This is a genomic window from Tenacibaculum sp. TC6 (assembly GCF_050606265.1).
In the GTDB taxonomy this organism is placed as follows: domain Bacteria; phylum Bacteroidota; class Bacteroidia; order Flavobacteriales; family Flavobacteriaceae; genus Polaribacter.
In genome coordinates, this window is record NZ_JBOCUK010000055.1 from 1 (window position 1) to 14321 (window position 14321).

The 14321-nt window shown below is 31.4% G+C and carries 12 protein-coding genes; 9 read left to right on the top strand and 3 right to left on the bottom strand.

From position 1 onward, the window contains the following. The 9 genes from ACQY1Q_RS16805 to ACQY1Q_RS16845 form a co-directional block, all read left to right on the top strand. The coding region (locus ACQY1Q_RS16805) for a gliding motility-associated C-terminal domain-containing protein (RefSeq protein ID WP_431006490.1) at positions 1–1050 on the top strand (1050 nt) is incomplete at its 5' end. Positions 1051–1075: 25 nt separating this feature from the next. Further along, entirely contained in the window at positions 1076–1987 is a 912-nt protein-coding gene (locus ACQY1Q_RS16810) for a PorP/SprF family type IX secretion system membrane protein (RefSeq protein WP_431006491.1), read from the top strand. 2 nt (positions 1988–1989) lie between these two features. After that, entirely contained in the window at positions 1990–3945 is a 1956-nt protein-coding gene (locus ACQY1Q_RS16815) for an OmpA family protein (protein ID WP_431006492.1), read from the top strand. Positions 3946–4069: 124 nt separating this feature from the next. After that, a complete protein-coding gene (ileS, locus tag ACQY1Q_RS16820) occupies positions 4070–7477 on the top strand; it encodes an isoleucine--tRNA ligase (protein ID WP_431006493.1) in 3408 nt (1135 codons plus the stop codon). Positions 7478–7481: 4 nt separating this feature from the next. Then, entirely contained in the window at positions 7482–7859 is a 378-nt protein-coding gene (locus tag ACQY1Q_RS16825) for a TraR/DksA family transcriptional regulator (RefSeq protein WP_431006494.1), read from the top strand. 69 nt (positions 7860–7928) lie between these two features. Then, on the top strand, positions 7929–8573 hold the full coding sequence (locus tag ACQY1Q_RS16830) for a hypothetical protein (RefSeq protein WP_431006495.1): 645 nt from the start codon (positions 7929–7931) through the stop codon (positions 8571–8573). A 142-nt stretch (positions 8574–8715) separates the two neighbouring features. Then, entirely contained in the window at positions 8716–10611 is a 1896-nt protein-coding gene (locus ACQY1Q_RS16835) for a peptidase M61 (RefSeq protein ID WP_431006496.1), read from the top strand. Positions 10612–10734: 123 nt separating this feature from the next. Next, a complete protein-coding gene (locus ACQY1Q_RS16840; protein WP_431006497.1) occupies positions 10735–11307 on the top strand; it encodes a lipoprotein signal peptidase in 573 nt (190 codons plus the stop codon). A 63-nt stretch (positions 11308–11370) separates the two neighbouring features. Then, a complete protein-coding gene (locus ACQY1Q_RS16845; protein ID WP_431006498.1) occupies positions 11371–11973 on the top strand; it encodes a DUF4230 domain-containing protein in 603 nt (200 codons plus the stop codon). On the opposite strand, the gene ACQY1Q_RS16850 is transcribed toward ACQY1Q_RS16845, so the two are convergent. The 3 genes from ACQY1Q_RS16850 to ACQY1Q_RS16860 are packed head-to-tail and all read right to left on the bottom strand — an operon-like array spanning position 11970 to position 14183. Next, the gene (locus ACQY1Q_RS16850; RefSeq protein ID WP_431006499.1) at positions 11970–12383 is read right to left on the bottom strand and encodes a DUF6691 family protein; all 414 of its coding nucleotides are present in this window, start codon (positions 12381–12383) and stop codon (positions 11970–11972) included. The two genes, ACQY1Q_RS16845 and ACQY1Q_RS16850, sit on opposite strands and share 4 nt — an antisense overlap. Position 12384: 1 nt before the next feature. After that, positions 12385–12945, bottom strand: coding sequence for a YeeE/YedE family protein (locus tag ACQY1Q_RS16855; protein WP_431006500.1), 561 nt, complete (start codon positions 12943–12945; stop codon positions 12385–12387). Further along, complete coding sequence (locus ACQY1Q_RS16860) at positions 12945–14183, bottom strand: 3-deoxy-D-manno-octulosonic acid transferase (RefSeq protein WP_431006501.1); 1239 nt, start codon at positions 14181–14183, stop codon at positions 12945–12947. The genes ACQY1Q_RS16855 and ACQY1Q_RS16860 overlap by 1 nt, the downstream gene beginning before the upstream one ends. Between the last annotated feature and the right edge of the window lie 138 nt (positions 14184–14321).

The following is a 14321-nucleotide window of genomic DNA, read 5'->3' on the forward strand; positions in this document are numbered from 1 at the left end:
GGAGTTATTGATTCAAATGATACAGGATTCTTAGATGCAAATGGAGATGGAATGGCAGATGGTGTGGTAGATGCACCAGATACTGATGGAGATAGTGTTCCAGATTATTTAGATCTAGACAGTGATAATGATGGAATTTCAGATTTGGTAGAAGGCGGAACAAATAGTAACTTAGACAGTAATAATGATGGAATTATTGATGATCAAACTGACAGCGATGGAGATGGTATTGCTGATGTAGTTGACCCTGATAATGGGGGTACACCTGCTGATATACCCGATACTGATGGAGACGGAGCTCCTGATTATTTAGATTTGGATAGTGATGGAGATGGTGTTTCAGATTTGATTGAAGGAGGTAGTGACAGTGGACTTGATAGTGATGGAGATGGAATGTTAGATGATACTACTGATACAGACAATGACGGAATGGCTGATGTAGTTGACCCTGATAATGGGGGTACACCTGCTGATATACCAGATACAGATAATGATGGAAATCCGGATTATAAAGATATAGATGATGATGGAGATGGAATTTTAACATCAGAAGAAGATTTAGATGGAGATGGGGATCCTACAAATGATGATACTGATAACGATGGTATTCCAAACTATTTAGATGTGGATGATGATGGAGATGGTATAAATACAATTGACGAACAAGCTGATAATAATGGAGATGGAATTCCTGATGACGCAGTTGATACTGATGAAGATGGTATACCAGATTATTTAGATCCTGACACATTAGAATGTTTAACAATTTATAACGAATTTACACCGAATGCAGACGGAGATAATGATACCTTTGTAATTTCATGTATAACTGAAGAAAAGTATAAAAACAATCGTTTGGAAATTTTTAATAGATGGGGTAATTTAGTATATAGTAAAGATCGATATGATAATAGCTGGGACGGAACTTCTAACGGACGAGTAAATATAAAAGTAGATGATAAGTTACCTTCAGGAACCTATTATTATGTATTAGATTTAGGAGACGGTAGCAAACCAAAAGTAGGTTGGATATATATTAACAGAGATTAAAAAATAGAGAGAGATGAATAAAATCATGCAGAGTATAATTATACTGAGCGTAATGCTGGGGGCTACATTATTGTTTAGCCAACAAGATCCGCAATATACTCAGTATATGTTCAACACTATGAGTGTTAACCCGGCATATGTTGGTTCTAAAGGTCATGGAGTAATTAATCTTTTAGCTCGTACACAATGGGTAGGAGTTGACGGAGCTCCGGATACTCAAACATTAAGCTATGATACACCTTTAGGATATAGCGGTGTTGGGTTAGGATTTAATCTGGTTAACGATGCTATTGGACCATCTACCGAAACTTATTTGGATGCGAACGTATCTTATACAATTCGTACCAATGAAGAAGGTAACTTAGCTTTTGGAATGAAATTGGGAGGGCGATTTTTTAATGTTGATTGGACAAAAGGAATTTATAAAGATAAAGCCGATAATCAATTATCCGTCCCGATAAATAAATTTTTACCCACTATTGGAGCAGGAGTTTATTATTATACTGATAATTGGTATGTAGGATTAGCTGTTCCAAACATATTAAGAACAGATCATTATGATGATGTTCAGGGAGGAGGAACAGTAGCTACCGAACGTATGCATTATTTTTTAATTGCAGGGTATGTGTTTGATTTAAATGAGAACATTAAATTTAAGCCAGCCCTTTTAACCAAAATAGTTAGCGGGGCTCCATTATCATTAGATATATCTGCAAACTTTTTATTTCATGAAAAGTTTAGAGCAGGTTTAGCATGGAGATGGGGAGACTCAGTTAGTGGTTTGTTAGGTTTTCAAGTAAGCAGATCATTGCAGATAGGTTATGCGTATGATTTAACTACTTCGAATTATAGTAATTATAATTCCGGAACGCATGAAGTTATGCTGCGATATGAGATTTTTAAATCACAAACAATGAAATCGCCAAGATTCTTTTAACTATGATGAAAGAAATAAATATGAAACATATCATTGTTATATTAGTTTTAAGTATTACAACTGTAAGTTTTGGGCAACGTAAATATGCTGCAGACAGATATTTTAAAGAATATGCTTACAGTAAATCAGCAGAATTATATCAAAGTTTATATGATAAAGGAGATAAATCATATGTAGTGCTAAGTAGATTAGCCGATTCGTATTACTATACAGCACAGTTTACAAAGGCAGAAAAATCGTATTCAGATTTAATGAAACAGTATGCCGGTATTGCTTCTCCGGAACATATTTTTAGATACGCACAAGTATTAAAAAGTAACGGAAAAGTTTTAGAGTCAGATAAATGGATGCTTAAGTTAAAAGGAGTTAAAAGGTCAGATAGTAGAGCATTGGCATTAGAAGCAAATAAAAATTATTTTGTAGAATATACAAATAGACCCAAAACATATGTAAACATCCATAATTTATCAATAAATACAACCTATTCTGATTTTGGAGGATTTATTCACGGACAAGATTTTTATTTCTCATCAACCCGTCCTGATGCAGAGAATAAAAAATTATATCAATGGAATAATCAACCCTATTTAAATATCTACAAATCTCAACAACATCGATTAGAAGAAGGAAAAGCACTAGATGTGGATTCAGCTGAAAAAGTAACTTCATTAAGTAGTAAGTACCATGAATCTAATTTAATTATCACAAAAAATGGAAGTACAGCATACTTCACAAGAGATAATTATGATGGAGATAAATTAGGAGAAGACAAACAACACACAACGCACTTAAAAATATATAAAGCCAAAAAAATGTATAATAATACATGGGGTAATATAGAAGAATTATCATTTAATAGTAATGAATATTCTACAGGACACCCGGCTTTAAGTAGCGATGAAAAAACAATGTATTTTGTTTCAGATATGCCAGGAGGACAAGGAGAAACTGATATCTATCAAGTAGCAATTAATGATGACGGAACTTTTGGAGTACCTAAAAATTTAGGAGATGTAATTAATACAGAAGGAAGAGAAATGTTTCCTTATATAGGTTCAGATGATAGACTGTATTTTTCTTCTGATGGGCATTTAGGATTAGGTGCTTTAGATATTTTTGAATCTAAAATTGAAAACAATCAATTTGGTAAGCCTGTAAACTTAGGAGCTCCTGTAAATGGACCGTTAGATGATTTTAGCTTTGTAATAAACGAATCAAGAAGTGCCGGATATTTTTCTTCTAACAGAAAAGGAGGAAAAGGAGATGATGATATCTACAGTTTTACCATTTACCACTGCAAAGAAATAATTAGTGGAGTTGTAAGAGAATTAAAAACAGGAAATCCTATAGAAGGTGTAGAAGTAAGATTGTTAGATACAGAAGGAACTCCTGTATCAGAACAAAAAACACAACCTGATGGTTCATACCAATTTACAGACATAAATTGTGAAAAACAATTTGTAGTAGTTGCTTCAAAAGAAGATTATAAATCAGGTCAAAAAGAACAAAATACACTAGATATTAATAAAAAAGTACTACAAACAGATATAAACCTTGAGTCATTAATTGTAGAAGATCAAATAGTGATTAATCCAATATATTTCGATTTTGATTTATATAATATCAGAGAAGATGCTGAGTATGAACTAGAACATATAGTAAGCGTAATGAAAAATCATCCGGATATGGTTATTAAAATAGAATCGTATACAGATAGTAGAGGAACAAAAGAATACAATAGAGAATTATCAGATAAAAGAGCAAAATCAACCAGAGACTATATTATTTCAAGAGGAATTGCACCGGAGCGAATAGAAAGTGCTATAGGATATGGAGAAGATAAATTATTAAATAAATGTAAAGATGGTGTTGAGTGTTCTGAAGAAGAACACCAACAAAACAGACGCTCGTATTTCTACATTATAAATAAAGAAAACAATATTCCCTCTAACGAGTAGTCAGAAATAACATAAAAAAACGAATAAAAAACACTTCTTTTTAGAAGTGTTTTTTTATGTGTCAAACACTACAATTACAAGAAAATACGTAATTTCGCACATTCAATAAATATAATGACAAAAAATGAGTAAGAAGTTTACTGAATACAAAGGATTGGATTTACCAAAAGTAGCAGAAGAAATATTAAACTATTGGGAAGAAAACAACATCTTTGAAAAAAGTATTACTAGCCGTGAAGGAAATAAACCATTTGTGTTTTTTGAAGGGCCACCTTCAGCAAATGGGCTACCAGGAATTCACCACGTAATGGCACGCTCTATTAAAGATATTTTTTGTCGATACAAAACTCAGAAAGGATATCAGGTTAAGCGTAAAGCAGGATGGGATACGCACGGACTTCCAATTGAGTTAGGAGTTGAAAAAGAATTAGGAATAACCAAAGAAGATATAGGAACAAAAATTACTGTTGAAGAATACAACATAGCTTGTAAGAAAGCAGTAATGAGATATACAGGTATTTGGAATGATTTAACTCAAAAAATGGGATATTGGGTTGATATGGAAAATCCATACATAACCTATAAGCCTAAATACATGGAATCGGTTTGGTGGTTGTTAAAGCAAATTTATGATAAAGATTTGTTGTACAAAGGATATACTATCCAACCCTATTCACCTAAAGCAGGTACAGGATTAAGCTCACATGAGTTAAACCAACCGGGAACATATCAAGATGTTACAGATACTACCATTGTAGCACAATTCAAAGCAATAAAAGAAACCGTACCTGAATTTTTACAAGTAGAAGGAGATGTTCACTTTTTAGCATGGACAACCACTCCTTGGACTTTACCTAGTAACACAGCGTTAACAGTTGGGCCAAAGATTGACTATGTACTGGTAAAAACATTTAACCAATATACATTTGAACCAATTCAAGTTATCTTGGCAAAAAACTTAGTAGCAAAGCAATTTGCAGGTAAGAAATTCAATAAAGTTGAAGATGAAGCTGAATTACTTGGTTACACACAAGAAGAAAAGCAAATACCATACTTTGTAGTAAAAGATTTTATAGGTAAAGACTTAGTAGGAATTCGTTACGAACAATTATTAAATTACGCATTACCTTACCAAAATCCGGAAAATGCATTTAGAGTAATCTCAGGAGATTTCGTAACTACTGAAGATGGTACAGGTATTGTGCATACAGCGCCAACCTTTGGGGCAGATGATGCTTTGGTGGCTAAACAAGCTACACCCGAAGTACCGCCAATGTTAGTATTAGATGAAAATGAAAATCCGGTTCCGTTAGTAGATTTACAAGGTAAATTCAGACCTGAATTAGGAGAATTGGCCGGAAAATATGTGAAGAATGAATACTACACAGATGGAGAAGCACCTGAAAAATCGGTTGATGTAGAATTAGCAATAAAACTAAAAATAGAAAATAAAGCCTTTAAGGTAGAGAAATATGTACACAGTTACCCTAACTGTTGGCGTACAGATAAACCTATCTTATACTATCCGTTAGATTCTTGGTTTATTAAAGTAACTGAGATTAAAGATAGAATGTTTGATTTAAACGAAACCATTAACTGGAAACCTAAATCAACAGGAGAAGGGCGTTTTGGAAATTGGTTAAAAAATGCAAACGATTGGAATTTATCACGCTCACGTTTTTGGGGAATTCCATTACCAATTTGGCGCACGGAAGACGGTACAGAACAAATATGTATAGGTTCTGTAGCTGAATTAAAAGCAGCAATGCAAAAATCAATAGAGGCAGGAAATATGTCAGAAGATATTTTTGCAGACTTTGTTGTTGGTAATATGTCAGAAGAAAACTACGATAAAATCGATTTACATAAAAATGTAGTAGATAGAATTGTATTAACGTCTTCTGTAGGTAAACCAATGTACAGAGAAAGTGATTTGATTGATGTTTGGTTTGATTCGGGAGCAATGCCGTATGCACAATGGCATTATCCGTTTGAAAACAAAGAATTAATAGATAATAAAGAAAGTTATCCGGCTAATTTTATTGCTGAAGGTGTTGACCAAACACGTGGATGGTTTTATACATTACATGCTATCGGAACTATGGTGTTTGACTCTGTAGCCTATAAAAATGTAGTGTCTAACGGATTGGTGCTTGATAAAAACGGACAAAAAATGTCTAAGCGTTTAGGAAATGCGGTAGATCCGTTTGAAACATTAGCTGCTTTTGGTCCGGATGCAACACGTTGGTATATGATTTCTAATGCCAACCCATGGGATAACTTAAAATTTGATATTGCAGGAATAGAAGAAGTAAAGCGTAAATTCTTCGGAACGTTATACAATACCTATTCATTCTTCGCGTTATATGCAAATATTGATGATTTTTCATACAGTGAAGCTGAAATTCCATTAAATGAAAGACCTGAAATTGACCGTTGGATTTTATCTGAATTAAATACATTAATTAAAAAAGTTGATGAATTTTATGCAGACTATGAGCCAACCAAAGCTACCAGAGCTATTTCGGATTTTGTACAAGATCATTTAAGTAACTGGTATGTACGTTTGTGTAGAAGACGTTTTTGGAAAGGTGAATATGCACAAGATAAAATATCAGCATATCAAACATTATATACCTGTATGTTAACTGTTGCTAAATTAGGATCTCCGGTAGCACCGTTTTTTATGGATCAGTTATATAAAGATTTAACGAAAGCGACAGGAATAGAAAATTATGAAAGTGTTCATATAGCTAATTTCCCGGTATATGACGAATCTTTTGTAGATAAATCATTGGAAAGAAAAATGGAGAATGCACAAACCATATCTTCTTTAGTATTATCGTTAAGAGCTAAAGAAAAAATAAAGGTGCGTCAACCATTGCAAAAAATAATGATTCCGGTGTTAGATAATACACAAAAGGAAGAAATTTTAGCAGTTGCAGATTTAATTAAATCAGAAGTAAATGTTAAAGAAATAGAATTATTAGACGACGCTTCAGGTATCTTAGTAAAACAAATTAAACCTAATTTTAAAGCATTAGGGCCGAAATTTGGAAAGGATATGAAGTTGATAGCTAATAAGATACAAGAGTTTTCTCAAAGTGATATAGCAATTCTTGAAAAAGAAGGAAGCATAGATGTTGTAGTTAATGAGAAAATGATTAAATTGGAAACCGTTGATGTTGAGATTTCATCAAAAGATATTGAAGGCTGGTTAGTAGCAAATGCTGAAGGATTAACAGTTGCTTTAGATGTTACCATTACTGATGATTTACGTAAAGAAGGTGTAGCCAGAGAGCTTATAAATAGAATACAAAATGCACGTAAAGATTCTGGATTAGAAGTTACAGATAGAATAAAGTTAACCTTTTTAAACTTTGCAGATTTACAAGAGTCAGTATTAGCAAATGAGTCTTATATCAAAACAGAAACATTAACTAATGATTTGGTTTTTGTTGATGCTTTAGAAAGTGGTATAGAAATTGAATTTGATGCCATAAAAAGTAAAATGTTAATTGAAAAAATATAGCATTATGGATGACGTTAAAGTAAGATATTCAGATAGTGATTTACAGGAGTTTAGAACTATCATTTTAGAAAAAATGAAGAGTGCAGAGGAGGATTTAAAGTTATTGAGAGACTCTTATAAAAATGGATCAGATAACGGAACAGACGATACTTCACCAACATTTAAATCGTTTGAAGAAGGTACTGATACTATGGCTAAAGAAGCAAATATGCAATTAGCAATAAGACAAGAAAAGTTCATACGTGATTTAAAAAATGCTTTAATTCGTATTGAAAATAAAACCTATGGTATCTGTAGAGTTACCGGTAAATTAATTCAAAAGGAGCGATTAAAATTAGTACCACATGCTACATTAAGTATTGAAGCTAAACGTAAGCAGTAGTAAGAATTTTAAAAATAGTTAACCAATATAATAATAAATAGGACTCCTGTGTGAGTCCTTTTTTTGTATATGAAAATTAAAATTGTATCTGTTTTACTGTTTCTAAGTACCATTGTTACTTCTCAAGAAAAGCTAACACAAAAAACAATTATAACATCAAATATAATTGAGTTAGAAGCATTGGGGCTTGATACCGTTACTATTGAAAACTCAAAAGATGAAAGCTTAGAAGTAATTTTGGTAGATAAAAACCCAAATTCACATACTATTTTAATGGATGATAATGAATCTCTTACAAAGGTTAAATTCAAACTCGATTTTAATTTCAAGAATGATGTTTTCAGAAAATATATAACAGAGAGATTGGAAAGAGCAGAAGTTCTACTAAAAGTACCTAAAAATAAAACGTTAGTTATATACGGAGAAACAGTAGGCATTAACTCAAAAGGATATAAAGGAAATATAGATATTTTTATTGATAGAGGAAATGTTAATCTTAATGAGGTAAAAGGCAATGTTCAAGTTAAGTTGTTTATTGGTAATGTAAGTGCTTCACTTAACAATAATACCAATATAGATATTGAATCAAAAAAGGGAGCTATTTATATTAATGATAAGAAGGTAGATAGCTTAGAGTATCCTAAAAAAGAAAAAGCACTATATACTTTTCAGGTAAACTCAATTAAAGCGAATGTAAGGGTGAAAGTTTTATAAGACATTTTTTATGTTAATAGGCTTATTGTTAGGTTTTAATCAATATGATTTCATATAAAATAAGAATTAACGAAATTTTATAAAAAATTAAAGTAACAGATTGTAATTTTCGCGGTCTTATAGGAGAAATAAAAAGTAAAAAATGAATAAAAGCATACTAACCACAGCTATTGCAGCATTATTATTAACTAGTTGTAGCACTACAAAAAAAACAGGTGTTAATGATCTTGCTGTTCAAACACCGATAGAAACTACATTAAATTTAACTACGATTAATGATGATAAAGTTCCGGTAACCGTAAATCCGGGCCGTTTTACTGTTGAAAAAGTAACCTATAGATTACCAAGAGTTGTGCAAGGAACTTATTCAGTAAGTGATTTTGGAAAATATATTGATGATTTTAAGGCGTACGATTATAACGGAAATGAACTTCCGGTTAAAAAAATTGACACCAATAGTTGGGAAATAAGCGAGGCTAAGAAACTAGATAAAGTAGCGTATTGGGTTAATGATACCTTTGATATGGAAGTAACCGGAGGAATTGGTGGAGAAATACCTTTTTCACCTGCAGGAACTAACATAGAGGCAACAAATTATGTGTTAAACCTTCACGGATTTGTTGGTTACTTTGATTCGTTAAAGAAAAATCAATATAAATTAAATGTTATATCACCGGCTGGGTTTAAAAGAACATCGGCTTTACAAGTAGTAGATACGAAAACAAGTGAAGATGGAGCAACGGTAACTTCAAGTTACTTTGCACCACGATATTTTGATATTACAGATAATCCAATGTTCTATGGTGAGTTAGATGTTGAAGAATTTAAAGTAGGAGATATAAAAATAGTGTTGAGTGTATATTCACCTACTAAAAAACACTCTGCAGCAAAGATAAAAGAGGTGATGGAGAAAATGATGCAGGCTCAAAAAGCATACTTAGGAAGTATAAATAGTACTGCACGTTATGACATTTATTTATACCTTTCTGATGGAACTGAAAAAGCACCTAAAGGTTTTGGAGCACTAGAGCATCATACATCAACAGTAGTTGTACTACCGGAAGCTATGCCGGATAATGCGTTGGCAAAAAGTATGATTGATGTAGTTTCTCACGAGTTTTTTCACATTGTAACTCCATTAAGTGTACATTCGGAAGATGTTCATTACTTCGATTATAATCAGCCAACATTTTCTAAACATTTATGGATGTATGAAGGTATTACTGAATACTTCGCAACGCTATTTCAAGTAAACCAAGGTTTGGTAAAAGAAGATGAGTTTTACAGTAAAATTATGGGTAAAATAAAAACAGCATCTTCTATGAATGATACCATGAGTTTTACTGAAATGAGTGAAAATGTATTAGATGAACCTTATGCTTCTCAATATTACAATGTATATCAAAAAGGAGCTTTAATAGGTATGTGTATAGATATTCTAATGCGTGAAGAAAGCGGAGGAAACAGAGGTATATTATCGTTAATGAAAGAATTATCGTTAAAATACGGTAAAAATAAACCGTTTGAAGATGATCATTTAATAGAAGAAATTACAAAAATGACCTATCCTTCAATAGGAGAGTTTTTAAATACACATGTTGTAGGAACAACTCCTATTAACTATAACGAATTTTTTGCAAAGGCAGGTTTAATGTTAGAAGAATCAAAAATAAAAACAAATTATATCCAAAATAACGGAGCTATTATTGTTAGAGCAGATGAAGCTACACAAACCATACGATTTAGAGAGGCTGTTAAAGACAATAGTTTTTGGGCTGAAAACGGAGCACAACCTAATGATGCTATCAAAGAAGTAGATGGAGTTGTATTAACAAAAGAGAATGCTAATCAAGTGTTTTCTCAAATGTTTATGTGGCAACCGGGAAAAGAAGTAGAAGTAAAATTAGATAGAAATGGTAAAGAAGTGGTAATTAAAACAATATTAACACAATCATATACCAAAGGAAGTAGTTTAAAAGAAAACCCAAATGCAACTCAAAAACAAAAAGAGTTAAGACAAGCTTGGTTAAAAGGATAATTATAAAACAATGCTTAAAAGACCAATAAGAGTTTAACTTATTGGTCTTTTTATTTTAAACTGTTTAACATTAAAAATAGATAAGAATACTTTTCTTATTTTTGTTTTCTTTAATTTGAAAAAATGTCAAAAAAAAATATCGCAATACTTACCGTAATCTTAGCAATACTAATAGATCAGATTAGTAAAATATACGTAAAAACTCATTTTACATTAGGAGAAGAAGTTGTTGTTTTTAGTGATTGGTTTAAAATTCACTTTACAGAAAACAACGGAATGGCTTGGGGATTTGAGTTTGGAGGTAAAGCAGGAAAACTGTTTTTAACATTATTTAGATTAGTAGCAGTAAGTGGTATTGTTTATTGGCTTTGGCAAAGTGTAAAAAAGAAAACACATACGGCGGTTATTATAGCTATTTCTTTAATTTTAGCAGGAGCTGTTGGTAATATTATAGACTCTGTTTTTTATGGAGTTATTTTTGATTCTTCTCACGGGCAAATAGCCACGTTATTTCCAGAAAAAACGTATGGAACCTTATTTCATGGTAAAGTGGTAGATATGTTGTATTTTCCTATATATGAAGGAGAAAGCTTTACTTTTTTCAATGCTATATTTAATGGTGCCGATTCTTGGATAACTATTGGAGTAGTGTTACTTTTTCTTTTTAATAAACAAGCATTTCCTAAAGAAAGTTAAATTTACTTTTTAGTAATATGTTTTGTAAATTAGATACAAATTTTTGTGTCTAAATTTGTTGTTATGCGTATTCTAAAATACATAGCTGTTTTTTTATTAGGGTTTTTAATAGCCAAGTTTTGGTATGATAAAAAAGAAACCAAACATCAAAAGGAAGAAATAGAAGTATTTGTAAACGGAATACAAAACTTAAGTAAATTAGTTGTTTCTGAAGGTAATTTTTCAGAAATGTATAGTTTTTCAGATACTAAAAAGTATTTTTATGATTACCTGTCTTTTGAAAAAAAAGCAATACTCTCGGTCAATGCTAAAGTAGAAGTAGGGTATGACTTATCTAAGTTAGATATTCAAATAGATTCAATAGGAAAGCAAATTATTATCAATAAAATACCTAAAGAAGAAATTACAATTTCACCGGATATAAAATATTTTGATCTACAACAAAGTAAGTTCAATTCTTTTTCTAAAGAAGAACTAAATAAATTAAATGAAAAAGCTGTTGAAAAAATAAAAACAACAATTACGGTATCTGAATTACAAAAAAATGCTGAGAATCGATTATTTGAAGAATTATCTAAAATTTATCAGCTCTCTAAAATTTATAACTGGAAAGTAGTTAATAACACTCAACACAAATTTTCTACCCCTATCTTTTTAAAAGATTAGTTGGGTAGCTTTTTACTTACCATACCGTAAACAAAAGCTCCTAAAATTGCACCGGCCAAAACAATTAAAATTGGAAAAATTCCATGGCCGATTAACACGAAAATAGGCGCAGGACAAGCACCGGCTAAAGCCCAACCCAGTCCAAATAAAGTACCACCAACTAAAGTTCTTATAATCCCTTTTTTCTTGTCTTTTAAAACAATTTGTTTTCCCAAATAATCCTTTATGATTCCTTTTTTAAATAGAAACATAAAAATCATAGAAACACCTACAGCAGTTCCTATAATGCCATACATATGAAAAGACTCAAACCTAAACATTTCATATATTCTATACCAAGAAACGGCTTCCGATTTAGTTAATATAACTCCGAATAAAATACCAATACCTAAAAATTTTAACTGCTTCATTCTATCCAAAAATTAAAGGAAAAATTAACCAAATCATACATAAGCCCCCTATAAAAAAACCAATTACCGCAATTAAAGAAGGAAGTTGAAAGCTACTTAAACCGGTAATTGCATGACCCGAAGTACAACCATCTGCATATCGAGTACCAAAACCAATTAAAAACCCGGCAATAAGTAAAATAGTAAAACCTTTAAGCGTTAGCATGGCTTCAATACTAAAAATTTCATCAGGAACATAAGAAGTTCCGGCATTTTTAAAACCTAAATTAGCTAAAGTATCTACTGTTTTCGGATTTAGATTGATAGCTGAAGAAGATGCTAAATAAGTACTACCAATGTAGCCGCCTATAATTAATCCTACAAGAAAAATTAAAGCCCATTTTCTTTGTTTCCAATCAGATTTAAAATAATCGCTGACCTTTCCTGCACCTGCCATTGTACATAATGTTTCCAAATTTGAAGATACTCCAAAGCTTTCACCAAAGTAAAAAAATAAAAAGAGTACAAGAGAAATAAGTACTCCGGAAACATACCAAGGCCAGGGTTGTAATATAAATTCCATTATAAATTATCTTTTATATAATCAAGTATTTTATGAGTAGCTCCAATATTATGTTTAATATATTGAAAGTTTATCTCACCCATACTTAGTCGTAAAACTTTATTATTCTTTAACGTAGTTAACGTATCAGATAAATCTTTTTTATCAGTAACCATAGAAGCACCTCCTTTGTGTAATAAATCACAAGCTTCCTTAAACTTTTGGTATTTATTTCCTCCAAAAATAACGGGTATACCAAAAGTAGCCGGTTCTAATATGTTATGAAGTCCGGTAGCCAGTCCACCACCAACATAAGCTACATCAGCATATGAATATATTTTGGTAAGTATCCCTATAGTATCAACAATAAATACTTGGAAATCGTGTAGAGGAAGTTTATTTTTTTCAGAATAAAGAACTGTTTTTTTGGCAATGGAAGCTTTTAGTTCTTTAATTTTTTCCGGATGAATAGTATGAGGAGCAATAATAAATTTTTCATTCTCAGAGGCATGCTCATTAATGTAATGAACCAGCAATTCTTCATCTTCTTTCCAGGTACTTCCTGCAATTACAGTATAGGTGCTCTTTGTAAATTCTTTTATAAAATCAAGAGAATTATCTTGTTGTAAAATAGTATATACTCTATCAAAACGAGTATCACCGCTTACTGTGACATTAGTAAAGTTAGCTGAGTTTAATAATGTTTTAGATGTTTCATTTTGGACGAAAAAATGATTAAAAGCGGTGAGTTTTTTTCTCATAAAACCACCGTACTTCTTAAAGAAAAGTTGATTTTCTCTGAAAATACCAGAAACGAGGATGGTATTGATTTTCTGTTGTTTTAATTGATCTAGTAAATTAGGCCAAAACTCATATTTAACAATAATTGCTATTTCAGGATGAAGTATTTTTACAAAGCGTTTCATGTTTTTTTGAGTATCAAAAGGTAAGTAACAAATAATAGCTGCTTGCGTATACTTCTTTCTGATTTCATATCCTGAAGGAGAAAAAAAAGTAACGACTATTTTATGGTTGGGGTATTGAATTTTTAGAGCTTCCAAAATAGGACGTCCTTGTTCAAATTCACCTAATGATGCAGTATGAAACCAAATAACTTTATCTTTTTCAGTAAGAATACTTAATTTATTAAAAGACTCTTTTCTGCCTTCAATAAACAAATGAATTTTCTTATTAAAAAACGCTATAATTTTCAATAAAAAATAGACAATGTGTATACTTAAATTGTAGATAAACTTCATGATGCGAAGTTATGCAATAAATAAAAAACCAGTGTAATTACACTGGTTTTTTATTATAATGTTTGTCCCGTCCTGAAATAGCGTTACACTAAAAATTAAGTGTCATGAAAAACAAACATGTAAAACGTACTCAAAAAG